The organism is Micromonospora craterilacus, assembly GCF_003236315.1.
In the GTDB taxonomy this organism is placed as follows: domain Bacteria; phylum Actinomycetota; class Actinomycetes; order Mycobacteriales; family Micromonosporaceae; genus Micromonospora; species Micromonospora craterilacus.
This window is the reverse complement of sequence record NZ_POTY01000001.1, coordinates 73,397-99,252: the sequence shown is the minus strand read 5'-3', so window position 1 is coordinate 99,252 and position 25,856 is coordinate 73,397. Positions and strand designations below refer to the sequence as shown.

Genomic DNA, 25,856 nt, shown 5'->3' with positions numbered 1-25,856 from the left:
CCCCTCCGGAGAAGGGGTGCTGGCACCACCGCCGAACGGTGACGTCGCCGGCACAATACGACGTGTGGACATGGCCGGGGCGGGCAATGCGACGTACGGGTGGGTCTGGCGAGGTGTGCGTGCCGTGCTGGCCGGCCTGGCCGCGATCGGCCTGGCACTGACCAACATCGCGCTGCTCGGCGTAACGGTCGTGGTGTTTGCCCTGGTTCCGGTGCCGTTCCTCGGCATGGCGCTGGTGCCGTGGACGATGACGCTGGTCCGCAAGCGGGCGGACCTCGAACGTCGGCGTGCCGCACGGGCCGGCGTGCTGGTGCCACGTCCCTACCAGCCGCCCCCGCAACGGGCCATCCCCGGCGGCTGGCGGCGCTTCCGGTGGATCGTCACGGACCCGGCCACCTGGCGGGACCTCGCCTGGCTCCTGCCCGGCGCGATCGTCGCGATCACCCTCGGCCTGATCTCGCTGGCCGTGCCGCTGTACGGGATCGCGGGTCTGACGCTGACGCCGTTGTGGATCTGGCTCGGCACCGACTGGTACGGCTACGGCGCCGTCTGGTCCATCGACACGTTCAGCGAGGGCCTGATCAGCCTGCCGCAGGGCGCCGCCATCCTCGCCGGTGGTCTGTGGGCGGCGCCGTGGCTACGGCGGGTCGACGCGTACTTCGCCCGGCTACTGCTCGCGCCGACCAGGGCCGCCGAACTCCGCCTGCGCGTCACCCAGCTGACCGTGACGCGCGCCGACACGGTGGACGCCCAGGCGGCCGAGCTGCGCCGGATCGAGCGTGACCTGCACGACGGCATCCAGGCACGGCTCGTCTCGCTGGGCATGATGATCGGTCTCGCCGACGAACTGATCGACCGGAACCCGAGCGCAGCCCACGAGATGCTCGCCGAAGCGCGTGAGGCGAGCGGCACCGCACTGGTCGAGCTGCGGCACCTGGTACGCGGCATCCATCCACCCGTGCTGGCGGAACGTGGACTGGGGGGCGCGGTGCGGGCGCTGGCGCTCAGCCTGCCCGTGCCGATCACGGTCGATGTCGACCTACCCGGCCGACTCGACACACCTGTCGAGTCGGCCGCGTACTTCGCCGTCGCCGAGACCCTGACCAACATGGTCCGGCACAGCCGCGCCCACACCGGATCGGTGTCCCTGCGACACGCGGACAGCACGCTGACCATGGTGGTCACCGACGACGGGGCGGGTGGCGCCGACCCCGTCGCCGGTACCGGTCTGCGGGGCATCGAACGCCGCCTCGCCGCCTTCGATGGCACGATGGCCCTGTCGAGCCCGCCCGGGGGGCCCACCGTCATCACCATGGAGTTGCCGTGCGCGTTGTCATCGCCGAGGACCACGCACTCCTCCGGGACGGGCTGACCCGGATCCTGCGGGCCTTCGACTTCGACGTCGTCGCGGCCGTCGACAACGGCCCGGCCCTGCTGCCCGCCCTGGTCACCCACCAACCTCAGGTGGCGGTCGTCGACGTCCGGCTCCCGCCCACGTTCACCGACGAAGGTCTGCAAGCCGCGATCGCGGCCCGCACCCAGATACCCGGCCTGCCGATCCTCGTGCTCTCCCAGCACGTGGAGCCCATGTACGCCCGCGAGCTGCTCGGCACTCCCCACGGCGGGGTGGGCTACCTGCTCAAGGATCGGGTGTCCAACGTCGGCGAGTTCGTCGATGCGATCCGCCGGGTCGCCGCCGGCGGTACCGCGATGGACCCGGAAGTGATCTCACAGCTCCTCGCCCGCCGGGAGCCCCTGGCGGTGCTCACCGCCAGGGAACGGGAAGTGCTCGGTGAGATGGCTGAAGGCCGCTCCAATGCCGCGATCGCGGCCAAGCTCCGCATCACCGAGAAAGCGGTGAGCAAGCACATGAACAACATTCTCACCAAACTTGACATGCCGCCCTCCGACGACGACAACCGGCGGGTGCTTGCCGTCCTGGCATACCTCAACGCCTGACGGCGGCCGGCCGCGATCAGGGACCGGAACCTCCGCCGGAGACACCCGGGGGAGCCCGGCCAGGCCGTCCGGGGCCGAGAAGATCCAATGTTTGTGCCGCCGATGTCGCTGTGCGGCCGGTGTCGGCGCGGTCGGCAGTGCGCTACGACTGCCGGGGGAGGGTCCACTCTCCGTGGGCGTTACGTCGGCCGAAGGGCCGACGGGCGACCCGACGTTTCGGTGGACGTGGCCGGATCCGGAGGAGACGCCGCGCGCAGGTACGCTGAGAGACATCGGATGTCCTACCAGGGGAGGTGCGGTGCCGGTCACCGACGAGGCGATCGAGAAGATCAAGGCGATGATCGTCCAGGGCGAGCTGGCCCCGGGCTCGCGCCTGCCCAGAGAGGCCGACCTCGCCGAGCGGCTGGGGCTGTCCCGCAACTCCCTGCGGGAGGCGGTGAAGGCGTTGTCGCTGATCAGGGTGCTGGACGTCCGCCAAGGCGACGGCACCTACGTGACCAGCCTGGAACCCGACCTGTTGCTGGACGCGATCGGGTTCGTCGTCGACTTCCACCAGGACGACACGGTGCTGCAGTTCCTTGAGGTGCGGCGAGTCCTCGAGCCCGCCGCGACCGAGCTGGCCGCGACGAGGATGACCGACGAGGAGATCGCCGGGCTGCGCGCCATTCTCGCCGAACTGGGCGACTCGCCGTCCGTCGAGGCGCTGGTGGCCAACGATCTCCGGTTCCACAACCACATCGCCGCCGGCTCCGGGAACAAGGTGCTGTGTTCGTTGATCGACGGCCTGTCCGGCCCGACCACCCGTGCCCGGGTCTGGCGCGGGTTGACGCAGGAGGGCGCGGTGCGGCGGACCCGGGAGCAGCACGAGGCGATCTGCGAGGCGATCGAGGCGCGTCAACCCGGGGTGGCGCGGGCCTGGGCGACCGTCCACATCGCCGGCGTCGAGCAGTGGCTTCGCAACGCACTCGGTGAGGCCGGGTCGGAGCTTCCGTCGGCCTGACCATCCGGGAAGCGTTGCCGCACCTCGCCGACCTCGGCGAGGTGCCTCGTCTCGTACCCGGGCTCGTGCCCGGTCGGTGAGGCCAGTGGCGCCGGTCGTCCGCAGGGCCGCCGGTCGGACCATACGGTGGCCGCCCTGGTCATCGGACCTATTGCCGACCACTTCTCCGTAAGGTCTTGCAACACCCCCGTAACTCCACTATACAACCAGGCAACAGATCCGATGTTTGGCCGGAGGGGTGTGGAGTGAAGCTACTTCGAGTGGGGGCGGCCGGCCAGGAGCGTCCAGCGGTACTGGACACCCGTGGCCGGCTGCTCGACCTCTCCGACCTGGTGGCTGAGATCGACGGGGCGTTCCTGTCCGGCGACGGCATCGACGTGGTGCGCGCGGCGGTCGAGCGCGGCGAACTGCCCGCCGTGGAACGTGAAGTGCGGATCGGTGCTCCGCTCGCGCGCCCCGGCAAGATCGTTTGCGTCGGGTTGAACTACTCCGACCACGCGGCCGAGACCGGCGCGGAACTGCCGGCCGAGCCGATCCTGTTCATGAAGGCACCGAACACAATGGTCGGACCGAACGATCAGGTCCTCATCCCTCGGGGCAGCGTCAAGACCGACTGGGAGGTCGAACTCGCGGTCGTCATCGGCCGGACCGCCCGCTACCTGGCCAGTGACGCGGAGGCGTTCGCCTGTGTCGCGGGCTACGCGATCTCCAACGACCTCTCCGAACGCGAGTTCCAACTCGAACGCGGCGGCCAGTGGGACAAGGGCAAGTCCTGCGAGACGTTCAACCCGCTCGGCCCCTGGCTGGTCACCGCCGACGAAGTCCCGGACCCGCAGCAGCTGGGGCTGCGGCTGAGCGTCAACGGCACCCGCCGTCAGGACGGCAACACCAAAAACATGATCTTCGGCGTTGCCGAGATCATCCGCTACGTCAGCCAGTTCATGGTGCTCGAACCGGGCGACGTCATCAACACCGGCACACCGGCCGGCGTGGCCCTGGGGCTGCCGGAGCCGAAGCCCTACCTGCGGGCCGGGGACGTCATCGAAGTCGAGATCGACGGTCTCGGCACGCAGCGCCAGACGGTCGTGGACGCGTCATGACCGCCCGGATCACCAGCCTGCGGACGTACGACATCCGGTTCCCCACCTCGCGGGACCTCGACGGATCCGACGCGATGAACCCGGACCCCGACTACTCGGCCGCCTACGTCATCATCGCCACCGACGCGGCGGACGGACACGAGGGGCACGGTTTCGCCTTCACCATCGGGCGAGGCAACGACATCCAGACCACCGCGATCTCCGCGCTCGAGCCCTACGTGATGGGACGTCCCCTGGACGCCACCCTCAACGACCTCGGCCGCGTCTGGCGCGAGATGGTGCACGACTCCCAACTGCGCTGGCTCGGCCCGGAGAAGGGCGTCATGCACATGGCGATCTCCGCCGTGGTCAACGCCCTGTGGGACCTGCGCGCCAAGCGGGAGGGCAAGCCCGTCTGGAAGCTGCTCGCCGACTTCACCCCGGAGGAACTCGTCGACCTGGTCGACTTCCGCTACCTGACCGACGCGCTCACCCGCGGGGAGGCGCTGGACATCCTCCGCCGCGCCGCAGACGGCAAGGCCGAACGTGAGGCGCATCTGTTCAAGCATGGCTACCCCGGTTACACCACCACTCCCGGCTGGCTCGGCTACGACGACGCCAAACTGGGCCGGCTCTGCAAAGAGGCCGTCGCCGACGGCTTCACGCAGATCAAGCTCAAGGTGGGCGCCGACCTCGCCGCCGACGTGCGGCGGATGGCCATCGCCCGGGAGGCCGTCGGCCCCCACGTCCGGATCGCGGTCGACGCCAACCAGCGGTGGGACGTGGGCGAGGCGATCGCCTGGGTCCGCGAACTGGCCAGGTTCGACCCGTGGTGGATCGAGGAGCCGACCAGCCCCGACGACGTGCTCGGGCACGCCACCATCGCCCGGGCGATCTCGCCGGTCAAGGTGGCCACCGGGGAACACGTCCAGAACCGGGTGATCTTCAAGCAGCTGCTGCAGACCGGCGCGATCTCCTACCTGCAGTTGGATGCCGCACGGGTGGCCGGGGTCAACGAGAACGTCGCCATCCTGTTGCTGGCGGCCAAGTTCGGTGTGCCGGTGTGCCCGCACGCCGGCGGCGTCGGCCTGTGTGAGCTGGTGCAGCACCTGTCGATGTTCGACTACCTGGCGGTCTCCGGCTCGATGGAGAACCGCGTCATCGAGTTCGTAGACCACCTGCACGAACACTTCGTCCACCCGGTCACCATCCGAAACGGCAACTACCTCGCCCCGACCTCACCCGGGTTCAGCGCCACCCTGCGGCCGCAGACGCTGATCGACTACGCCTACCCGGACGGTCCGGTGTGGACCGGGACGGAGGCGTCATGAACGGGGAGTTCGCCGGGCTGGTCGCGGTGGTGACCGGCGGCGGCTCGGGCATCGGCCTCGCCGCGGCCCGGCTGCTCGCCGATCGGGGAGCCGCCGTCGCCTGCCTGGACCTGGACCCGTCCGGTGTGCCGGACCCGCTGCTCGGCGTCGAGTGCGACGTCACCGACGCGGGCTCGGTGACCCAGGCGGTGACGCTCGCCGCAGACCGACTCGGCGCACTGGACGTCCTGGTCAACAACGCCGGGATCGGCGCGCAGGGAAGCGTCGAGGCGAACTCGGACGACGAGTGGCACCGGGTGCTCGACGTCAACGTGGTCGGGATCGTCCGGGTAACCCGGGCGGCGCTGCCCTACCTGCGGGCCTCCTCCTGCGCCGCCATCGTCAACACCTGCTCCATCGCGGCGACCGCCGGCCTGCCCAACCGGGCGCTGTACAGCGCGACGAAGGGCGCCGTGCAGTCGCTGACCCTCGCCATGGCCGCCGACCACGTCGGCGAGGGCATCAGGGTCAACTGCGTGAACCCGGGCACGGTCGACACACCGTGGGTACGGCGGCTGCTCGACTCCGCCGGCGACCCGGCCGCCGAACTAACGGCCCTGCGCGCACGTCAGCCGATCGGGCGGTTGGTCTCCGCCGCCGAGGTGGCCACCGCGATCGCCTACCTGGCCAGTCCGCTGGCCGCGTCCACCACCGGGACCGTGCTCGCCGTCGACGGCGGCATGCACGGACTCCGTCTGCGCCAGGCCGCCCCCACGGCCTCGCCCAGTGAATCCGTCCCTACCAGCGAATTGAGGAAACCATGAGGAAGGGCACAACCGCGCGGGGGGTGCTCGGCCTGGCCATGGCCGTCGCACTCGCCGCGTCCACCGCCGCCTGCAGCAAGGATTCCCCCGGGCCCGCCGCCCCCGGCGGAGGCGGTAGTGGCGCGGTCGGCGTCGATCTCCCACGCGCCGACTCCGACTTCTGGAACGCGTACGCGGGCTACATCGCACCCAAGGCAGCCGAGGTCGGTGTCCAGATCACCGGGCCGACCAACTCGCAGAACGACGTCCAGAAGCTGATCAGCAATGTCGACAGCCTGGTCACCCAGGGGGCCAAGGCACTCGTGATCGCCCCGCAGGACACCGGTGCCATCGGGCCGAAGCTCGACGAGCTGACGCAGAAGAACATCCCGGTGGTCAGCGTCGACACCCGGCCGGACACCGGCAACGTCTACATGGTCGTCCGCGCCGACAATCGGGCGTACGGCACCAAGGCCTGCGAGTTCCTCGGCGAGAAGCTCGGCGGCAAGGGCAAGGTCATCGAATTCCAGGGCGCCCTCTCCTCGATCAACGGGCGGGACCGGTCCGAGGCGTTCAAGCAGTGCATGACCGAGAAGTTCCCCGGCATCACGGTGTTCGAGGAGCCCACCGAGTGGGAGGGCAGCAAGGCGCAGGCCGCCCTGGAGACCCGGCTGTCCACCGACCCGGACCTCAAGGGCGTCTACATGCAGGCCGGCGGAGTGTTCCTCGACCCGACCCTGCAGGTGCTCAAGCAGCGCAAGCTGCTCTTCCCGCCGGACGACCCGCGGCACATCTTCATCGTCTCCAACGACGGCATCCCGCAGGAACTGGACGCGATCCGCAAGGGCGAGATCGACGCGACCGTCTCCCAGCCGGCCGACGCCTACGCACAGTACGGCCTGTACTGGGCCAAGCAGGCGATGGAGGGCGTGGTGCCGAAGGAAGGGCCCACCGACCACGGCAGCACCGTGATCAAGCTGCCCAACGGTTTCGAGGACCAGCTGCCCGCACCCCTGATCACCAAGGACAACGTCGATGACCCCGCCCTCTGGGGCAACAAGCAGTAATGCGGGCCGGTGTGACGCCGGACGACCCTCGGGCCGTTCGGCGTCACACCGCCCTCGCGGCCGGAACCGGAGGACTGTGTGATGGTCGACGACGAGTCCAGACCCGTGGTCGAGGCGATCGGGATCGCCAAGCGGTTCGGCCCGACCGTGGCGCTCGCCGAGGGCAACCTGACCGTGTTGCCCGGCGAGACGCACGCGCTCGTCGGCCGTAACGGCGCCGGCAAGTCCACCCTGGTCGGTGTCCTGACCGGGCTGCTCAAGCCGGACGCCGGTGAGGTCCGCTTCGCGGGCCGCCCGGCCCCACCACTGGGCGACCGGGTCGCCTGGCGCCAGCACGTGGCCTGCGTGTACCAGAAGCCGTCGGTGGTCGGCGAGCTGTCGGTCGCGGAGAACCTCTTCCTCGACCGCCAGCCACGCGGCCGGTTCGGCCTGCTGTCCCGGTCGCGGTTGCGGCGGACGGCGACGGACCTGCTGGAGTCGTGGGCGGTGCCGGTCGACCCGGACACACCGGCGCGGGAGCTGACCGTCGAGCAGCGGCAACTGGTGGAGATCGCCGGGGCGCTGTCGCACGGTGCCCGGTTCGTCATCCTGGACGAGCCGACCGCGCAGCTAGAGGCCCGGGCCATCGCACGGCTCTTCGACCGCCTCACCGACCTGCAGCGGCAGGGCGTGACGTTCCTGTTCATCTCCCACCACCTGCCGGAGATCTACGAGATCTGCCAGCGGGTGACGGTGTTCCGGGACGCCCGGCACATCGTCACCGCGCCGGTGGCGGAGATGAACCACGCCAAGCTCGTCGAGGCGATGATCGGCGACGCACGCGGGCTGGTACAGGTCGGGCAGGACCGGCCGTCGGTGCCCGCTTCGGCCGAGCCGGTGCTCACCCTCGACGCCGTCGGGGTACCCGGGTTCACCGGGCCGATCGACCTGACCGTGCGGCAGGGCGAGATCGTCGGAGTGACCGGCTCCGCCGCCAGCGGCAAGCGGCAACTCGCCGAGGCGGTGGTCGGGCTCCGCCCGCGTACCGGCCGGGTGCGGGTCGCGGACGCCGCGGTGAAGCCGGCCAGCGTCCCGGCCGCGTTGCGCGCCGGCATCGGGTACCTGCCCGCGGACCGCAACGCCGACGGGTTCGTACCCGGGCTCTCGGTCGCGGAGAACGCCACGATGACCGTCGCGGACCGGCTCGGCCCGGCTTTCATGGTGCTGCCGAGGCAGCGCGACGCCCGGGGCCGCAAGGCGATCGCCGACCTCGAAGTGCACACCGCCGGCCCCCATCAGCCGGTCGGTGAGCTGTCCGGCGGCAACGCGCAGAAGGTGGTGATGGCCCGGGCACTGGCCCGCGACCCCCGGGTCCTGGTGCTGGTGCATCCGACCGTCGGGGTGGACGTGCGGTCGAAGGAGTCCCTGCTCGGGGTGGTGGACGCGGAGACCCGGCGCGGTCGCGGCGCACTGCTGGTCTCCGACGAACTGGACGACCTGCGGGTGTGTGACCGGGTGGTGGTGATGGTGGCCGGCCGCGTCGTCGCCGAGCACCCGCGCGGCTGGGACGAGGCCACGCTCGTGGCCGAGATCGAAGGAATCGGTGAAAAGGATGTCTGAGACGCTTGCCGCCGGCGCCCCGGAGGCACCGCCGCGACCGCCCAAGCCCACCGGTCGCCCGTTCAACCGGCTGCGACTGGCGCGGCTGCGCGACCTTGCCCTGGTCCCACCGATCATCGCGTTGCTGATCTACGGCTACACGCTCCGGCCGGACGTGTTCCTCACCAAGTCGTACCTGGTCGACACGGTGCTGAAGTACCAGACCGAGCTGGCGCTCGTGGTGCTAGCGGAGGCGCTGGTGCTGATCGTCGGCAAGTTCGACCTGTCGCTGGAGTCGATCGTCGGCATCGCCCCCGCGGTGGCGATCTTCCTCGTGGTCGGCCAGACCTCGATGCTCGGCGCGCCGTGGCCCACCTGGACGGTCCTACCGGTGGCGCTGATGTTCGGCGCGCTGATCGGGGTGTTCAACGGGCTGCTGGTCGTACGGTTCAAACTCTCCGCGTTCATCGTCACACTGGCGATGCTCATCGCCCTGCGGGGCCTGCAACTGGCGATCGTCGGCGGCGCCACCATCTCCAACCTGGCCAACCGCATCCCCACCATCGACAACCTCGGCAGCCTGCGCATCCTCACCGTGCCGCTGTCGATCTGGATCGTCGTCCTGGCCTTCGCCGTCGGCGTCGTCGTGCTCGGCTACACCCGGTTCGGGCGCTCGATCTACGCCGTCGGCGGCAACCCCGACGCGGCGCGGGCCGCCGGCATCCGCGTCGAGCGGGTGATCTGGGTGACGTTCATCGTCGCCGGCGCGCTCGCCGCCCTCGCCGGGCTGATGCTGTCCGCGCGGCTCGGCTCGGTGGCCGCCAACCAGGGCAGCGGGATGATCTTCACTGTGTTCGCCGCGGCGGTGATCGGCGGGATCAGCCTCGACGGCGGCAAGGGCTCCCTGGTCGGCGCGCTCACCGGCGTCGTCCTGCTCGGCCTGATCCAGAACGTGCTCACCCTGGCCCAGGTCAGACCCGACCAGATCCAGGCGGTCAACGGCCTGGTCATCCTCGTCGCCCTCGTCCTGGCCAGACTCACCAGCGGCAAGGCCCAGGACTGAGCCGCCCCGCCGGCCCGAACTGCTGGGGACCACCGACGACTGGTCCGCAGACAACCGCATCGCGAAGGCACGGAGGTTGCCATGAGGAGCACCCGGCTGGGTGGGTCAGGGGTACGGGTGAGCCGGCTCGGGTTCGGCGCGGCGGGGATCGGCAACCTGTACCGGGTCGTGGACGACGAGACGGCGCACGGCGCGCTCGATGCGGCGTGGGAGGCGGGGATCCGCTACTTCGACACCGCGCCGCACTACGGGCTCGGACTGTCCGAACGTCGGCTGGGTGTCGCGCTGGCCGGCCGTCCGCGCGACGAGTACACGATCTCCACGAAGGTCGGCCGGGTGCTGGTGCCCTCGCCCGAGACCGCGCACCTGCGCGACGAGGCGGGCGGGTTCGACGTGCCGGCCGACCAGGCCCGCCGGTGGGACTTCAGCGCCGACGGCGTACGCCGGTCGCTGGAGTCCAGTCTCGACCGCCTGGGACTCGACCGGGTCGACGTCGTACTGCTCCACGATCCCGACGACCACTGGCGGCAGGCCGTCGACGAGGCGTACCCGGCGCTGCACGAGCTGCGCGACCAGGGTGTGGTGGGCGCGATCGGCGCCGGCATGAACCAGTGGCAGATGCTGGAACGGCTCGTCGCCGAGACCGACATCGACACGGTCATGCTCGCCGGACGGTACACACTGCTGGACCAGTCGGCGGGGGAGCGGCTGCTGCCCCGCTGCCAGGAACGCGGGGTGTCCGTGCTGGCCGCCGGTGTCTTCAACAGCGGCGTGCTCGCCACCGAGGCACCCGGCCGGATGTACGACTACCACCCGGTCCCGGACCCGGTGCACGCAAGGGCGGCCCGGATCGCCGAGGTGTGCCGCCGCCACGGGGTGACGCTGCCGCAGGCGGCGATGGCCTTCGTGGCCCGACATCCCGCCGTCGCGGCCGTGGTCGTCGGCATGAAGACCACCGAGCAGGTCGTCCGCAACGCGCAACTCCTCGCCAAGCCGGTGCCCGACGCGTTCTGGGACGACCTGACGACCGAGGGGTTGATCGAGCCGTGATCGTCGACGCGCACCACCACCTGTGGGATCCCGCGGTACGGCCCTACCCGTGGATGGCCGGCGCCGCCCTCGCCCCGATCCGCCGCGCCTACACCGTGGCGGACCTGCGCGCCGCGGCCGGCGACCAGGTCGGCGCGACCGTGCTCGTGCAGACCGTGTCGTCGGTGGCCGAGACCGAGGAGTTCCTCGCCACCGCGGCGACGAGCGGGGGACTGGTCGCGGGCGTCGTCGGCTGGCTCGATCTGACCGGCACCGACGTCGGCACCGAGATCGACCGCCTGCGCGCCGGTCCGCTCGTCGGGGTACGACACCAGGTGGAGGACGAGCCGGCCCCGGACTGGCTGCTCCGCGACGACGTCACCCGCGGACTCGCCGCGCTGGGCGCTCGTGGGCTGGCGTACGACCTCCTCGTACGCGCCCCGCAACGGGCCGCCGCCCTCGCCACCGTACGGCGGCACGACGACGTCCGGTTCGTGGTCGACCACGCGGGCAAACCCGCCATCGCGGCGGGGGAGTGGGAGCCGTGGGCGTCCTGGATCGTGGCGATGGCCGGCTGCGAAGACGTCGTCTGCAAGCTGTCCGGGCTGGTCACCGAGGCGGACTGGGACGACTGGGACACCGCGCGGATCCGGCCGTACGCCGAGCACGTGCTGGCCACCTTCGGCGCCGACCGGGTGATGTTCGGATCCGACTGGCCGGTGTGCGAGCTGGCCGGCGACTACCGCGACGTGCTCACCCTCACCGACGAACTGCTGGCCGGCTGCACGGCGACCGAGCGGGCGGCCGTGCTGGGCGGCACCGCCCGCCGCGTCTACGCCCTGCCGTGAACGCCCGGTGCGGACCGCCGAGCCGCAGGACCTGGCGCCGCGCACCCGGTCAGGCCAGCTCGCGGTCCAGCACGCTCGGGGACAGCACATGCTGGACGACCATCGACGCGGCGCCGACGACGCCCGCGTTCGCGCCGGCCCGTGAGGTGACGATGCGCAGGCGTTCGGTGGCCAGCGGCAGCGAGCGACGGTAGATCGACTCCCGGACGCCCGCCAGCAGCATCTCGCCGGCCTCCGCGATCGCCCCGCCGACCACGATCAGCGACGGGTTGAACAGGCTGACGCAGGTGGCCAGCACCTCACCGATGTCCCGACCGGCCTGCCGCACGGCTTGGCCGGCGATCGGGCTGCCGGCCTGCACGAGAGCCACCACGTCCGCGTTGTTCGTCGCGTCGAGGCCGGCGGCGTGCAGTTTCGCGGCGATGGCGGGGCCGCTGGCCACGGCCTCCAGGCACCCGCTGTTGCCGCAGCGGCACCGCACGTCGCCCCCGTGCGGGGCCAGGATGTGCCCGAGGTCGCCGGCGGCGCCGACGTCGCCGCGGTGCAGTTGACCGTTGCTGATCAGGCCGGAGCCGATGCCGGTCGCGACCTTGACGAAGACCATGTGCGCTTCGTCGGGGAAGCAGCGGACGTGTTCCCCGAGCGCCATCAGGTTGACCTCGTTGTCCACCAGGACCGGCACGGCGAAGTCGGCGGCGATCCGCGCGGGCACGTCGTATCCGTTCCAGCCCGGCATGATCGGCGGGTGGGTCGGCTTGCCGGTGGAGTGCGCGACCGGGCCGGGCAGCCCGATGCCGACACCGGCGATGGGGACGGTGGGGAGGTGGCTGGCGCGCATCCGCCGCCAGGTGTCGATGAGCAGGCCGAGCACCGCGTCGGGGCCGTCGGCGATGTCCAGCGCGAGCCTCTCCATGGTCAGCGGCTCACCGGTCAGGTCGGTGACGGCGATGGTGGCGTGGGTGGCGCCGACGTCGGCCGCCAGCACCACCCGCGCCCGGGCGTTGAACACGAACCGGCTCGCGGGCCGGCCACCGGTGACGGCGTCGTTGCCCCCGCTCACCAGGCCGGCGTGCATGAGCGCGTCGAGCCGCAGGCGCACCGTCGACCGGGCCAGTCCGGTCTCGGTGGCCAGTTCGGCACGGGTGCGCGCCTGGCCGTCGCGCAGCAGTCCCAGCAGCTCACCGGGCGACGTCGGGGCGGCGTTCTGCCGAAGGTTCATCTCTCAATTAAAGCGGCACGCGCGCTTCCAGCCGCTCGGGACGGCCCACTTTTGGATTGCGGCCATCCCACTATGGGCGACGGCGGCCAAACTTTTGTTGACCATCGCCATAAGTCGGCCTTACCGTCGTCACATGTCTGTGACCGATCTAATAACGGCGTCTGGCGGGCTCGAAGCCGAGCAGCAGACGCTGCGCGTGGCGGTTGTAGGCGCGGGGTTCATGGGGCAGGTGCACGCGGAAGCGGCCCGGCGCGCCGGGGCGACCGTCGTGGCCGCAATGGCATCGCGCCCCGAAGGGGCCGCCGCCGCGGCTCGCGCCGTCGGCGCGGACGAGGGCTACCCGGACCTGGCGGCCCTGCTCGACCACGCCGAGATCGACGTGCTGCACGTGTGCACACCCAACGCGTCGCACGCCCCCGTCGCCGCCGCCGCGCTCGCCGCCGGCGTGCACGTCATCTGCGAAAAGCCGCTCGCCACCGACAGCGCCGAGGCCGTGGCGCTCGCGGCGGCGGCCGGCGACCGGGTGGCCACGGTGCCTTTCGTCTACCGCTTCCACCCGATGGTGCGCGAACTGCGGGCCCGGCTGGCCGCGGGCGAGGCCGGCGTCGTCGCCAGCGTGACCGGCGGCTACCTGCAGGACTGGCTGTCCCGCCCGTCCGACGACGACTGGCGCGTCGACGCCGCCCTCGGCGGGCCCTCACGGGCGTTCGCCGACATCGGCTCACACTGGTGCGACCTGTTCGAGTTCGTCACGGGCGACCGGATCGCCAGCCTGTCCGCGCGCACCGCGGTCGTGCACGAACGCGCCCGCAACAACGGGAAACCCACCGAGGACCTGGCCGCCGTGCACTTCACCACCGCCGCCGGCATGGTCGGCACACTGGTGGTGTCGCAGGTCGCCGCCGGCCGCAAGAACCGGCTGCACCTGGAGCTCTCCGGCACCGACGCGAGCTTCGGCTTCGACCAGGAGGACCCGGAGCGACTGTGGGTCGGCCGGCGCGAGGGCGGCCAGACGCTGCTGCGTGACCCCGCCACGCTGCACCCCTCCGCCGCGCGCTACGTCCGGCTGCCCGCCGGGCACGCACAGGGCTACCAGGACTGCTTCGACGCGTTCGTCGCCGACACCTACCGAGCGGTACACGGCGAGGACGCCCCGGACGGTCTGCCCACGTTCGCGGACGGCCTGCGCGCCGTCCGGATCACCGACACGGTGCTGGCCTCGGCGGCCACCGACGGTGCGTGGCGCGAGGTGCCGGCATGACAACCGGCACAACGACCAGCGTCCGGCTGACCGGAATCACCAAGTCCTTCCTCGGCGTACCGGTGCTGCACGGGGTGGACCTGGAACTGCGCGGCGGCGAGGTGCACGCCGTGATGGGCGAGAACGGCGCGGGCAAGTCCACGCTGCTCAAGGTGCTGGCCGGGGTCCACAAACCAGACAGCGGCAGCATCGAGGTCGACGGCGGCGAGGTGTCCTTCGCCAGTCCCACCGACGCGCAGCGGGCCGGCATCGCGATCATCCACCAGGAGTTCACCCTGCTGCCGCACCGCAGCGTCGCGGAGAACGTCTACCTCGGCCGCGAGCCGGTACGGCGGATGCAGGTCGACCGGCGGCGCATGATCGCCGACACCCGCGAACTGCTGGACTGGCTCGGCGAGGAGGGGATCGACCCGGCCGACCCCGTCTCGGCGCTGTCGGTCGCCCAGCGGCAGGTCGTGGAGATCGTCAAGGCGCTGTCGACCGACGCCCGGGTGCTCGGCATGGACGAGCCCACCGCCGCGCTCGCCGATCACGAGGTCGAACTGCTCTACGACCTGGTGCGCCGACTGCGCGAGCGGGGCATCGCGATCCTCTACGTCTCACACCGCATGCGCGAGGTGTTCGACCTCTCCGACCGGATCACCGTGCTCAAGGACGGCCAGCTCGTCACCTGCGCCCCGACCAGCGAACTGACCTCGGAGGACCTCGTCCGGCACATGGTGGGCCGCGACCTGGGCGAGTACTACCCGGACCGGGCCACCCCCGACGACCTCGGGCCGGTCCGCCTCGCGTTGCGCGGCGCCGGCAACGCCCGCGTCCGCGACCTGAACCTCGAGGTACGCGCGGGGGAGATCGTCGGCCTGGCCGGGCTGCAAGGCTCCGGCCGCTCGGCGGTCGCGCGGGCCGTGTTCGGTGTCGAGCCGTTCACCCGCGGCGCGATGGAGGTGGACGGGTCGGCACGACGGGTGACCCGACCCCGCACCGCCGTGCGCCTCGGGATCGCCCTGGTCACCGAGGACCGCAAGGGCGACGGGCTGGCCCTTCGCCAATCCGTACGCGACAACACGCTGCTGGTCCGCCGCGCCGCGCTGCGCGGCGCCCGCTCCCGCGTGAAGTCCGACCTGTCGGCGCTGCTCGACAAGGTGAACGTGGTCGCCCGCAGCGAGCACCAGGAGGTGCGCTTCCTGTCCGGCGGCAACCAGCAGAAGGTCGTGCTCGCCAAGTGGCTGGCGGTCGAGCCGACGGTGCTGCTCATCGACGAGCCGACCCGCGGCATCGACGTCGGCGCGAAGCGGGCCGTGCACGAGATGTTGCGCGATCTCGCCCGGCGCGGCGTGGCGGTGCTGATGATCTCCTCGGAGCTGCCCGAACTCATCGGGATGAGCGACCGGATCCTTGTCATGCACGACGGCGCGCCGGCCGGTGAACTGCCCGCCGGCGCGAGCGAGGGGGCCGTGATGGCGCTGGCCACCGGGCACGGGATCGGTGAGGTGGCGTGAGCACACTTCAGGAGAACACCGTACCGGCCAGGCAGAGAACCACCCGGGCGGCGGTGCACCGGCGCCTCCACCCGACCGTCATCGTCTACCTCGCCCTCGTCGCGCTGCTGGTCGTCGGCAGCGTGCTCGTCGGGCTGCGCGGCGAGGTCCTGCTCGACCAGAACGGCATCCTCAACATCCTCACCCGGGCCACCGCGCTCGGCCTGGTGGCGATAGGACAGACGATGGTGATCCTCACCGGATCCCTCGACCTGTCCGTCGCCTACCTGGTCGGTCTCACCTCACTGATCGCCGCACAGACGATGGCCGGGCAGGACGGCATGATCCTGCCCGGCGTGCTGCTCGCCCTCGCCGTGGCCGCCGGCGTCGGTCTGGTCAACGGGCTGGTCATCACCGTCCTCAAGGCCCACGCGTTCATCGCCACGCTCGGCGTGGCGCTGATCCTGCGCGGCTACCTCGAGGACAACTACACCGGGCCGGCCGGCGACGTACCGCGCGCATTCCAGCACCTCGGCTACGACCGGATCGGCCCGGTTCCGGTCGCGGCGCTGCTCATGCTTGCCGTCGCCGCCCTGGCCTGGTGGTACCTCACGCGGACCCGCCCCGGCTACCACATGTACGCCGTCGGCGGCGACATCGAGGTGGCCCGGCTGTCCGGGGTACGGACCCGCCGGACCATCGTCACCGCGCACGTGCTGTGCTCGGTCGCCGCCGGCCTCGCCGGCATCTACCTCGCCAGCCGACTCGGGTCCGGCGCCCCGTACGTCGGCACCGACGCCGGCTACGACCTGGAGTCGATCGCCGCCGTCGTGCTCGGCGGGACGCTGCTCGCCGGTGGCCGGGGCGGCATCGCCGGCACCATCGGCGGCGTCCTCATCCTGGCCACCTTGGACACGACCTTCGACGCCCTCGAGGTCGACCCGTTCTTCAAGGACGTGGTGCGCGGAGTCGTACTCGTGACCGCGGTCGCGCTCTACGCCCGGCGGATGACCGCCAACCGCGCCCACGGGAGGTTGACATGACCTGGCGTCCCCGCCTGGCCGAGGGCACCGCACCGGCCCTCGTCTTCCTGCTCCTGCTGCTCATCGGCCTCGCGATCGTCGGACCGGCCTACAGCGAGCCCGCCGGCTACCTGGCGTTGCTCAAACGTGCCGCGCCGCTGATGATCCTCGCCATCGGGCAGTACCTCGTCATCGTCTCCGGCGGATTCGACCTGTCGGTGGGCGCGCTGGTGACCGCCGGGGTGGTCATCGCGGCACGACTCATCGACGGTGACGAGTCGGCGGCAGCCTGGGTGATCCCGCTCGTGCTCGGGTTCGGCCTGCTGGTCGGCCTGGTCAACGGGCTGATCACGACGAAACTCCTGGTCCCGTCGTTCATCGTCACGCTCGGCATGCTGCTCGTGCTCGACGGCGCGACGTTCCTGTGGACCGGTGGTGCCCCCCGCGGCGCCCTGTCCGAGGGGTTCCGGATGTTCGGGCGCGGCGCGGCGGAGGTTCCGCTGCTCGGCGCGGTCCCGTGGTCGGTGCTCATCCTGCTGGCGATCCTGGTCGCCGCGGTGCTGTTCATGCGTGGCGGCACCGGTCGGGCCCTGGTGGCGGTCGGCGACAACGAGGCCACCGTACGACTGTCCGGCGGCCAGGTGGACCGGCTCCGGCTGCTCGCCTTCGCCCTGTCCGGGCTGCTCGCCGCGGTCGCCGCGATCCTGCTGGGCGGGTTCGCCGGCGTCTCGGCGCAGGTCGGCAACGGCCTGGAGTTCCGGGCGATCACGGCCGTGGTGCTGGGCGGCGTGCTCCTCGGCGGCGGCCGGGGGTCGGTGGTCGCCGCCGCCGCCGGCGCGCTGTCGCTGGAGTCCCTGTTCACGCTGCTGAACCTGCTCGGCGTCAGCGGCGCCCTCAAGTCAGCCGTGCAGGGCGTGATCATCATCGTCGCCGTCGCCTACGCATCACTCGGCGGCGGTGTGCGGCAACGGCTGCGGTTGTGGCCGAAACAGCGGAACCACGTACGACCCGCGCAACCCGCCTCCTCCTCCTGATGTCCGCGCAGCTAGTAAGGAGATCAACGATAATGACCAAGAGATGGTCCGTGGTGGTCGTGGCCGGCGCGCTCGCGCTCGCCGGGTGCTCCAGCGACCTGCCCGCCGACAACACCCCCGGCGACTCGCCGTCCAAGTCCGAGGCCGCCAAGTCGGAGTTCTTCGACCAGGCCGAATACGAGCGCCAGCTGGCGTTCCGCAGCGCCACCCCGGAGGGCCCGGACGGCAAGCCGTGGGAGCAGATGCTCCAGCCGGAGCTGGTCGACACCGCGAAGTTCGCCAAGCCCGGCGGGAACTACACCCTCTGCTTCTCCAACGCCGCGGTGAACAACCCCTGGCGGCAGGTGGGCTACAAGACCATGCAGGAGGAGGTGAAGCTGCACCCGGAGATCAGCACGTTCACCGTGCTGGACGCGGAGGCCAAGGACGACAAGCAGATCAGCGACATCCAGTCGCTGTCGGCCAAGAACTGCTCCGCGATCATCATCTCGCCGAACACCACCGCCACGCTGACGCCGGCCGTCGAGCAGGCGTGCGGCACCGGCGTGCCGGTGATCGTGTTCGACCGGGGCGTCAACACCACCTGCCCGGTCACCTTCATCCACCCCATCGGCGGCTTCGCCTTCGGCGCCGACGGTGCGGAGTTCCTGAAGGAGAAGGTCAAGCCGGGCGGCAAGATCCTCGCCCTGCGCATCCTGCCCGGCGTGGACGTGCTCGAACAGCGGTGGGCGGCCGCCAACGAGATTTTCGCCGGCAGCGAGCTCGACGTGGCCGGTGTGGAGTTCACCGACGGCGACGCCGCCAAGACCAAGAGCATCGTGTCCGACTACCTCCAGCGCGCCGGCCAGATCGACGGCGTGTGGATGGACGCCGGCGCGACGGCCGTCGCCGCGGTCGAGGCGTTCCAGGACGCCGGGGTCGCCGTACCCCCCATCGTCGGCGAGGACCAGCAGGACTTCCTGCGGCTGTGGGTCGACGAGAACCTGACCGCCGTCGCGCCGACCTATCCCACCTACCAGTGGCGCACCCCGGTCATCGCGGCGCTGAAGATCCTCAAGGGCGAGCAGGTGCCGAAGGAGTGGGTGCTGCCGCAGCCGCGGATCACCAGCGACAACGTCACCACCTACGTCAAGCAGGACATGCCGCCGCTGCACTACGCCATGTGCGGCTGTGAGGAGATGCCGGGCTACCCGGGGCCGTGGAAGTGAGCAAGCATCTGCTCGGGGTCAACACGTGGGTGTGGAACTCACCGTTGACCGACGCGACCTTGGCCGCCCTCGCGGCCAAGGTCGCGGGGTGGGGCTTCGACGTGCTCGAACTCCCGGTGGAGAATCCGGGCGACTGGGCGGCGGAGCGGGCCGCCCAGGTGCTCGCCGACCACGGACTCGGCGCCACCGTGTGCCTCGTCATGCCACCCGGTCGTGAGCTGGTCGCCGCCGATCCGCAGACCATCCGGTCCACACAGGACTATCTGATGCGCGTGGTGGACGCCGCCGCGACGGTCGGTTCGCCGGTGATCGCCGGTCCGGCGTACGCGTCGGTCGGCCGCACCTGGCGACTGTCGCCCGCCGAGCGGGCCACGGCGTACGCGCAGCTGCGGGAGAGCCTCGCCCCCGTCGTCGAGTACGCGGGCGCGGCCGGCGTCACGGTGGCCGTCGAGCCGCTCAACCGCTACGAGACGAGCCTGCTCAACACCATCGGCCAGACCCTCGACGCGATCGGCGACCTGCCGCACTGCGGCGTCGCGCTCGACCTCTACCACCAGAACATCGAGGAGACGGACATCCCGGCCGCGATCCGCGCGGCCGCCGGCCGGGTGGCCCACGTCCAGGTGTGCGGCAACGACCGCGGCACTCCCGGCGCCGACCACCTGGACTGGCCGGCGATCCTGGCCGCGCTCGACCAGGCGGGCTACCCCGGCCCGCTGTGCATCGAGTCGTTCACCGCGGAGAACGCGACGATCGCGACCGCCGCCTCCATCTGGCGTCCACTCGCCGCAAGTCAGGACGCGATCGCCGTGGACGGCCTGACGTTCCTGAGGGCGGTGATGCCCTAACGCCGACGGCCAACTGCACACCAGCCCGACGGCGCCGGCACGCCGCACGGTCACGCCAACACCAGTAGATCCTCGCGTCCCAGAGAGGTCCCCCATCTCATGAACGTGGCCTGGCGTCCCCGGTGGGGACGGATACTCGCGTTACCCCTTGTCGGCGCCCTCGCGCTTGCCATGGTCAGCCCACCGCCGGCGGCCGCCCAACAGAACCAGCAAGACCAAGCCCATGTCCTGATCTTCACCAAGACCACCCAATTCCGGCACACCGAGGCCATCGACCAGGGCGTACCCGTGCTGCGGGCCGCCTTTGCCGAGGCCGGCATCACCTCGCAGCACACCGAGGACTCGTCGATCTTCAACGACGCCGACCTCGCGCAGTTCGACGCCCTGGTGATGTTCCAGGCCTCCGGCGACCCGTGGACCGCCGACCAGAAGGCGGCGATGGAGCGCTACATGCAGGCCGGCAACGGCATCGTCGCCATCCACAACGCGACCGACATGCGCGGGAACTACACGTGGTGGGACAACATGATCGGCGCGCTGATGCCCGGTCACGCCGCCACCGGCAGCAGCCCCGGCCTGCCGGGCACCGTCCGCGTCGAGGACCAGAGCCACCCGTCGACCAGTCACCTGCCGCAGCGGTGGCAGCGCGCCGACGAGTGGTACAACTACTCGCTCAACGTCCGCGGCAACGCGCACGTGCTCGCGACGATGGACGAGACGACCTACAACCCGGGCGGCAACGCCATGGGGTACGACCACCCGATCTCCTGGTGCAAGCCGTACGACGGCGGCCGTGCCTGGATGACCGGCATGGGCCACTTCGGCGCCCACTACACCGGCGAGACCCAGCTGGTGAAGCACATCCTCGGTGGTGTGCAGTGGGCTGCCGGGGTGGCGCCGGGCGACTGCTCCGGCACCAGCTGGAACACCTACGAGCGGGTCCCGCTGGACCAGAACACCAGCGCCCCGTTCGCCATGGACGTCGCGCCGGACGGCCGGGTCTTCTTCACCGAGCTGGTGCGCGGCCAGATCCGGGTGTACGACCCGCAGACCAGGACGACCAAGACCGCGATCACGATCCCGGTGTACTCCGGCGGTGAGGACGGCCTGCTCGGCATCGCGCTCGACCCGAACTTCGCCGAGAACGGCCACCTTTACATCTACTACGCACCGGCGAGCGCGAACGACAGCGACCCGGCGAACTTCTTCAACCGGCTGTCCCGTCTCACCGTCGGGCCGGGCTCGCAGATCGACCGGGCCAGCGAGAAGGTCCTGCTCGAGGTGCCGGCGCGGCGGCTGCCCGACGAGCCGGGCCACACCGGTGGCGGTCTCGCGTTCGACCCGGACGGCAACCTCTACCTCGGCGTCGGCGACGACGTGAACCCGCACTCCGAGCCGTCCGGCGGTTACGCGCCACTGTCCGAACGGAACGGGACCTTCCACGACGCGCGGGAGACCTCGGCCAACACCAACGACCTGCGCGGCAAGCTCCTGCGGATCCGCCCCGAGCCGGACGGCACCTACTCCATCCCCGCGGGCAACCTGTTCGAGCCGGGCACGGCGAAGACCCGGCCGGAGATCTACGCGATGGGCTTCCGCAACCCGTTCCGCTTCTCCGTCGACCCGAAGACCGGGGACGTCGGGATGGCGGACTACTCGCCGGACAACAGCAACGACAACCCCGACCGCGGGCCCGCCGGCATCTCCGAGTGGAACCTCATCACCGAACCCGGCTTCTACGGCTGGCCGCTGTGCATGGGCAACAACGAGCCGTTCCGGGACGTGGACTACCGGACCAACCCGGTCACCGTCGGTGCGTACTTCGACTGCAACCGCCCGATCAACGACTCGGTGCGCAACACCGGCCTGACCGAGCTGCCGCCGGCCAAGCCGGCGAACATGTGGTACGGCTACAAGCGTTCCTCGGTGCCGTCGGTCATCCCGCAGGGCGGCGGCCTGGCCCCGATGGGCGGCCCGTTCTACCAGTACGACCCGGACCTGGAGTCGGACACCAAGTTCCCGCAGTACTACGACGGCAAGCCGTTCTTCTACGAGTGGGCGCGGAACAAGATGTACTCGATCATCCCGAACGGGCAGGGCGGGGTCGAGAAGGTCAACCCGTTCCTGCCGCAGCAGCAGTTCCTCGCGCCGATCGACTCCAAGTTCGGCCCCGAGGGCTCGATGTACGTGCTGGACTGGGGTGGCGGCTTCGGCCGTGACAACCCGAACTCGGGACTGTACCGGATCGACTACATCTCCGGATCGCGCTCACCCACCGCGAAGATCAACGCCTCGCCGGACTCCGGGCAGGCGCCACTCAAGGTGGGGTTCGACGGCTCGGGCAGCACCGACCCCGAGAACGAACAACTGCGGTACGAGTGGGACTTCACCGGCGACGGCGTGGTCGACTCCACCGAGCTGAAGCCGACCTTCACCTACACGACGAACGGCGTCTACAACGCTCGGCTCACGGTGACCGACCCGCACGGCAAGACCGGCACCAGCACGGTGCCGATCACGGTCGGCAACACCCGGCCGGAGGTCAAGTTCAACCTGCCGCCCAGCGGGGCGTTCTTCGACTTCGGTGACGAGATCAGCTGGAACCTGTCGGTCAGCGACGCCGAGGACACCCAGATCAACGACGCCGACGTGGTGATCCAGCCGGCGTTGGGCCACGACGAGCACGCGCACCCGGCCGAACCGCTGCACGGGCGCACCGGCTCCGTGGTCACCGCCCTCGGTGGCGGGCACGGCGAGGACATGAATGTCTTCTACGTACTCGACGGCCGCTACGCCGACTCCGGCGGTGCCGGGGGCATCCCGAGCCTGACCGGTTCGGACATCACCCTGCTGTACCCGAAGCTGCGAGAAGCGGAGTTCTTCGCCAACTCGTCGAACGTGACGGTCGCCCCGTCACGGGACGTCGAGGGACACACGGACTCCATCACCGGCCAGAACGGCGCCTGGGCGTCGTACGAACCGGTCAGCCTGTACAACGTGGACCGGCTGATCCTGCGCGCGTCGGCCGCCGGCGCGAGCCGGATCGAGTTGCGGCGGGACGCCCCGGACGGTGAGTTGCTCGGCACCGCGCAGGTGCCGGCGACCACCAGCGGCGGCTACGTCGACGTCCCGGTCCAGGTGTCCGACCCCGGCGAGACGTTCACCCTGTTCGTGGTCTTCCCGGGCGCGGGCGAGCGGCGCCTGAACTTCATCGAGGCCGACGGTAAGGGCGTCTCACCGACCAGCAAGCCGAAGGTCGCGGTGACCTCCCCGACGCCGGCCGACCCGCTGGAGCCGGGCGAGATCCAGGTGACCGCCGACGCGAGCGACGCGGAGAACACCATCACCAAGGTCGAGTTCTTCGTCGACGGCACGTCGGTCGGCACCGACACCACCGCCCCGTACTCGGTGACCTGGAACGCGCCCTCGGAGAAGCGCTACCAGCTGACCGCGGTCGCGACCAACGACAAGGGCCACCAGACGAAGTCCCGCATCGTCCAGGTCGAGGTCGGTGACCTCTACGGCGCCTGGCAGACCTTCGCCAACACCACCGCCACGTTCGACCGACCGGACCAGGACACCTGGATCGTCAAGGCCGGCGGCGCGAACATGTGGCAGGGCACCGACCAGTACGGCTCGGCGTACCTGCCGGCGGCGGCCGGCAACACCTGGACCGCCACGGTGAAGATCGAAAGCCAGACGAACACGAACAACTCCGCCAAGGCCGGTCTGATCGTCCGCAACGACGTCACCCGGCCCGGCAGCTCACCCGGGTACGCGGCGATGACGCTGCGGGCGGGCTCCGGATTCGAATGGCTGCGCGACACCGACGGCAACGGCCAACTCGACGCCAGCACCGGTGCCAGCACGACGAGCTACCCGTCCTGGGTGCGGATCGTGCGGGACGGCGGGAGGTACTACGGGTACTGGAGCAAGGACGGGAGGTCGTTCACCCCGGTCGGTGACCCGGTGACGCTGCCCGGCGCGGCCGGCCAGCAGGACATCGGCCTCGCGGTCACCGCGCACCACGCATCGGCCATCAGCGAGGTGAAGTTCACCGGATTCTCGCTGGTCAACGAGGCCATTCACCCGGCACCACCGGAGGCCGCGCCGGGCTGCGCCATCCGCGGCTCGGACAACTTCGACGGTGACACGCTGAACACCACCCGATGGACCACGGTACGGAACGCGCCGAACCTGCCGGTGCGGGTCACCAACGGCGGGCTGGTGCTGCCGGTCACCAACGGTGACATCAACGAGGCCAACGTCGGGCCGATCAGCTACGTCGGTCAGCGCGCCCGGACCGGGCCGTGGACGATCACCACGAAGGTGACCATCCCGCACGATCGCGAGTGGCAACACGCCGGCCTGCTGATGCACGGCAGTGACAACGACTACGTCAAGCTGGCGTTCACCCGCAACGCGTCGGGCGGTCGGATCATGGAGTTCCAGACCGAGGCCGGTGGGACCCGGACCTGGCACGCCAACGTGGGCGTACCGGCGAGCTTCCCCACCACCGCGCACCTGCGGCTGGTCAGCGACGGACAGCGGCTGACCGCGGCCTACTCCGCCGACGGCCAGACCTGGACCGCGCTCGCCGGCACCGCGACCGTCATCCCGAACGCGACCGTCGGCCCCATGGCCGCCGGGGACATCGGGACGTCGCAGGCCAACGCCGTGTTCGACCACTTCACCAGCACGCCGGACGGCACGGACGACGGGGTCCGCGCGCCCAGCGACGAGTTCGACGGTAGCGGGGTCGACGGCTGCCGCTGGAACGCCGTGGTCCGGTACGACTCGACCAAGGTCGCGGTGAGCAACGGTGCGCTGCGGATCGAGACCCAGCAGGGCGACATCAACGGCACCGACAACTCGCCGCGGAACTTCATCCTGCAGAAGATCCCCGCTGACATCGCCGCCGGCGACTGGACGATCGAGACCAGGCTGACGCCGACGATGCTGCACCGGTGGCAGCTGGCCGGTTTGCTGGTCTACAACAACGACGACAACTACGTGAAGTTCGACGTGGTGGCCAACAACGCCGCCGGTTCGCCGACCGACCTGCGCGCCGAGCTGGTCTCGGAACGCAACGCACAGTTCGGCAACGGCGGTAACCGGTCGATCGACATCCCCGATTCGACCGAGAGCGGCTGGTACCACCTGCGACTGAGCCGCAGTGGCAACACCTACTCGGCCCAGATCAGCGATGGCGGGATCAACTGGACCTCGCTCGGCCAGCCGGTCACCAACGACGCCGTGATGACCTCCTTCGGTCTGATGGCGTTGGGGCCGGAGCAGACGCAGCCGGTCAACGTCGCGTTCGACTACTTCCGGGTAATCGGCGCGACGGAGTTGCCGCTGACGGTGACCGCGCAGGTGCGGTGTGTGGCGGGTAAGGCGTACGTGGCGGTGCAGGCGAACAACGAGCACAACGCGGCGGTGAGCATCGGTCTGGAGAGCGCGTACGGCTCCAAGGCCGCCGCCAACGTCGCGCCGGGTGGGAACGCGTTCCAGCAGTTCAACACCCGGGCGACCGCGGTCTCGGCGGGTTCGGCGACGGCCCGTGCCACCGGGTCGCTCAACGGTGAGGCCGTGACGAGTGTGGTCACCAAGGAATACGCGGCCGTCAACTGCGCCGACCCGCGTGCCGCCCAGTAACTGAACGCAGCAACGGAGAGATCGAATGAATACATGGAGTCCTAAGCGGCTCGCCGCGGGTGCGTACACCTCGACGCTGACCCTGTCCCTGTTCGAGTAAGACCGACCGGCAATAGGGCGGTGGTGGCGCAGCCCCCGCCAGTCCTGTTGTCGGTCGCTCTCAGACCCGACGAATCGGTCCGCACTAGCTGCTCGCAGCCGGCGCATAACTGAGGGCCGAGCTGTGAGCGGAGGACGGCGAGCCGGTGCCGGCCGGCTCCCGACCGATGCCGGAGCACGCGTGGCGTGCTCCGGCATTGGGCCTTCCGGGGCCCGCACCGCCGCTGAACCGTAGCGCTTAGTGCGCGGTCCTGGTCCGCTGGACGGGCGGGATCGACGGCCTGCCGGCGGCG

General features: G+C 70.7%; 19 protein-coding genes. 18 read left to right on the top strand and 1 reads right to left on the bottom strand.

Annotated features, from left to right (window positions below; genetic code table 11):
• Positions 1-70: 70 nt before the first annotated feature.
• The 11 genes from C1I95_RS00390 to C1I95_RS00340 all read left to right on the top strand — a co-directional run bounded on the left by C1I95_RS00390 (position 71) and on the right by C1I95_RS00340 (position 11,736).
• A complete protein-coding gene (locus tag C1I95_RS00390) occupies positions 71-1,372 on the top strand; it encodes a sensor histidine kinase (protein ID WP_199523526.1) in 1,302 nt (433 codons plus the stop codon).
• Entirely contained in the window at positions 1,324-1,959 is a 636-nt protein-coding gene (locus tag C1I95_RS00385; RefSeq protein WP_111211693.1) for a LuxR C-terminal-related transcriptional regulator, read from the top strand. The genes C1I95_RS00390 and C1I95_RS00385 overlap by 49 nt, the downstream gene beginning before the upstream one ends.
• 298 nt (positions 1,960-2,257) lie before the next feature.
• Positions 2,258-2,959, top strand: a complete 702-nt coding sequence (locus C1I95_RS00380) for a FadR/GntR family transcriptional regulator (protein WP_111211692.1) — start codon at positions 2,258-2,260, stop codon at positions 2,957-2,959.
• A 245-nt stretch (positions 2,960-3,204) separates the two neighbouring features.
• Entirely contained in the window at positions 3,205-4,059 is an 855-nt protein-coding gene (locus tag C1I95_RS00375) for a fumarylacetoacetate hydrolase family protein (protein WP_111211691.1), read from the top strand.
• A complete protein-coding gene (locus C1I95_RS00370) occupies positions 4,056-5,369 on the top strand; it encodes an L-fuconate dehydratase (protein WP_111211690.1) in 1,314 nt (437 codons plus the stop codon). Before C1I95_RS00375 ends, C1I95_RS00370 begins: the two co-directional genes overlap by 4 nt.
• Positions 5,366-6,172 carry an SDR family NAD(P)-dependent oxidoreductase gene (locus tag C1I95_RS00365; RefSeq protein WP_111211725.1) on the top strand — a complete coding sequence of 269 codons (807 nt, stop codon included), beginning with the start codon at positions 5,366-5,368 and terminating at the stop codon, positions 6,170-6,172. The genes C1I95_RS00370 and C1I95_RS00365 overlap by 4 nt, the downstream gene beginning before the upstream one ends.
• Positions 6,169-7,218 carry a sugar ABC transporter substrate-binding protein gene (locus tag C1I95_RS00360; RefSeq protein ID WP_111211689.1) on the top strand — a complete coding sequence of 350 codons (1,050 nt, stop codon included), beginning with the start codon at positions 6,169-6,171 and terminating at the stop codon, positions 7,216-7,218. Before C1I95_RS00365 ends, C1I95_RS00360 begins: the two co-directional genes overlap by 4 nt.
• Before the next feature lie 81 nt (positions 7,219-7,299).
• Positions 7,300-8,817 carry a sugar ABC transporter ATP-binding protein gene (locus C1I95_RS00355; protein WP_111211688.1) on the top strand — a complete coding sequence of 506 codons (1,518 nt, stop codon included), beginning with the start codon at positions 7,300-7,302 and terminating at the stop codon, positions 8,815-8,817.
• Positions 8,810-9,859: an ABC transporter permease gene (locus C1I95_RS00350; protein WP_111211687.1), complete on the top strand. Its 1,050-nt coding sequence runs from the start codon at positions 8,810-8,812 to the stop codon at positions 9,857-9,859. Before C1I95_RS00355 ends, C1I95_RS00350 begins: the two co-directional genes overlap by 8 nt.
• Before the next feature lie 81 nt (positions 9,860-9,940).
• Positions 9,941-10,909 carry an aldo/keto reductase gene (locus tag C1I95_RS00345; protein WP_111211686.1) on the top strand — a complete coding sequence of 323 codons (969 nt, stop codon included), beginning with the start codon at positions 9,941-9,943 and terminating at the stop codon, positions 10,907-10,909.
• The gene (locus tag C1I95_RS00340) at positions 10,906-11,736 is read left to right on the top strand and encodes an amidohydrolase family protein (protein ID WP_233513164.1); all 831 of its coding nucleotides are present in this window, start codon (positions 10,906-10,908) and stop codon (positions 11,734-11,736) included. Before C1I95_RS00345 ends, C1I95_RS00340 begins: the two co-directional genes overlap by 4 nt.
• A 49-nt stretch (positions 11,737-11,785) precedes the next feature.
• Here the strand turns inward: C1I95_RS00340 and C1I95_RS00335 are convergent, their stop codons facing one another.
• A complete protein-coding gene (locus C1I95_RS00335) occupies positions 11,786-12,955 on the bottom strand; it encodes an ROK family transcriptional regulator (RefSeq protein ID WP_111211685.1) in 1,170 nt (389 codons plus the stop codon).
• A 133-nt stretch (positions 12,956-13,088) separates the two neighbouring features.
• Here C1I95_RS00335 and C1I95_RS00330 point away from each other — a divergent pair, with 133 nt between their 5' ends.
• The 7 genes from C1I95_RS00330 to C1I95_RS00300 all read left to right on the top strand — a co-directional run bounded on the left by C1I95_RS00330 (position 13,089) and on the right by C1I95_RS00300 (position 25,464).
• Positions 13,089-14,216 carry a Gfo/Idh/MocA family protein gene (locus C1I95_RS00330; RefSeq protein ID WP_111211684.1) on the top strand — a complete coding sequence of 376 codons (1,128 nt, stop codon included), beginning with the start codon at positions 13,089-13,091 and terminating at the stop codon, positions 14,214-14,216.
• Positions 14,213-15,715: a sugar ABC transporter ATP-binding protein gene (locus tag C1I95_RS36850; protein WP_111211723.1), complete on the top strand. Its 1,503-nt coding sequence runs from the start codon at positions 14,213-14,215 to the stop codon at positions 15,713-15,715. Before C1I95_RS00330 ends, C1I95_RS36850 begins: the two co-directional genes overlap by 4 nt.
• Positions 15,712-16,737 carry an ABC transporter permease gene (locus C1I95_RS00320; RefSeq protein ID WP_233513163.1) on the top strand — a complete coding sequence of 342 codons (1,026 nt, stop codon included), beginning with the start codon at positions 15,712-15,714 and terminating at the stop codon, positions 16,735-16,737. The genes C1I95_RS36850 and C1I95_RS00320 overlap by 4 nt, the downstream gene beginning before the upstream one ends.
• Positions 16,734-17,750 carry an ABC transporter permease gene (locus C1I95_RS00315; protein ID WP_111211683.1) on the top strand — a complete coding sequence of 339 codons (1,017 nt, stop codon included), beginning with the start codon at positions 16,734-16,736 and terminating at the stop codon, positions 17,748-17,750. Before C1I95_RS00320 ends, C1I95_RS00315 begins: the two co-directional genes overlap by 4 nt.
• A 32-nt stretch (positions 17,751-17,782) precedes the next feature.
• A complete protein-coding gene (locus tag C1I95_RS00310; protein WP_111211682.1) occupies positions 17,783-18,958 on the top strand; it encodes an ABC transporter substrate-binding protein in 1,176 nt (391 codons plus the stop codon).
• Entirely contained in the window at positions 18,955-19,806 is an 852-nt protein-coding gene (locus C1I95_RS00305) for a sugar phosphate isomerase/epimerase family protein (RefSeq protein WP_199523521.1), read from the top strand. Before C1I95_RS00310 ends, C1I95_RS00305 begins: the two co-directional genes overlap by 4 nt.
• Before the next feature lie 99 nt (positions 19,807-19,905).
• On the top strand, positions 19,906-25,464 hold the full coding sequence (locus C1I95_RS00300) for a ThuA domain-containing protein (RefSeq protein ID WP_111211681.1): 5,559 nt from the start codon (positions 19,906-19,908) through the stop codon (positions 25,462-25,464).
• Positions 25,465-25,856: the final 392 nt, after the last annotated feature.

Excerpts from the sequence above, each read along its gene's own strand:
- C1I95_RS00390 (WP_199523526.1), top strand. The coding sequence starts at position 71 with ATGGCCGGGGCGGGCAATGCGACGTACGGGTGGGTCTGGCGAGGTGTG.
- C1I95_RS00370 (WP_111211690.1), top strand. The coding sequence starts at position 4,056 with ATGACCGCCCGGATCACCAGCCTGCGGACGTACGACATCCGGTTCCCC.
- C1I95_RS00365 (WP_111211725.1), top strand. The coding sequence starts at position 5,366 with ATGAACGGGGAGTTCGCCGGGCTGGTCGCGGTGGTGACCGGCGGCGGC.
- C1I95_RS00360 (WP_111211689.1), top strand. The coding sequence starts at position 6,169 with ATGAGGAAGGGCACAACCGCGCGGGGGGTGCTCGGCCTGGCCATGGCC.
- C1I95_RS00355 (WP_111211688.1), top strand. The coding sequence starts at position 7,300 with ATGGTCGACGACGAGTCCAGACCCGTGGTCGAGGCGATCGGGATCGCC.
- C1I95_RS00350 (WP_111211687.1), top strand. The coding sequence starts at position 8,810 with ATGTCTGAGACGCTTGCCGCCGGCGCCCCGGAGGCACCGCCGCGACCG.
- C1I95_RS00345 (WP_111211686.1), top strand. The coding sequence starts at position 9,941 with ATGAGGAGCACCCGGCTGGGTGGGTCAGGGGTACGGGTGAGCCGGCTC.
- C1I95_RS00335 (WP_111211685.1), bottom strand. The coding sequence starts at position 12,955 with ATGAACCTTCGGCAGAACGCCGCCCCGACGTCGCCCGGTGAGCTGCTG.
- C1I95_RS00330 (WP_111211684.1), top strand. The coding sequence starts at position 13,089 with ATGTCTGTGACCGATCTAATAACGGCGTCTGGCGGGCTCGAAGCCGAG.
- C1I95_RS36850 (WP_111211723.1), top strand. The coding sequence starts at position 14,213 with ATGACAACCGGCACAACGACCAGCGTCCGGCTGACCGGAATCACCAAG.
- C1I95_RS00315 (WP_111211683.1), top strand. The coding sequence starts at position 16,734 with ATGACCTGGCGTCCCCGCCTGGCCGAGGGCACCGCACCGGCCCTCGTC.
- C1I95_RS00310 (WP_111211682.1), top strand. The coding sequence starts at position 17,783 with ATGACCAAGAGATGGTCCGTGGTGGTCGTGGCCGGCGCGCTCGCGCTC.
- C1I95_RS00300 (WP_111211681.1), top strand. The coding sequence starts at position 19,906 with ATGAACGTGGCCTGGCGTCCCCGGTGGGGACGGATACTCGCGTTACCC.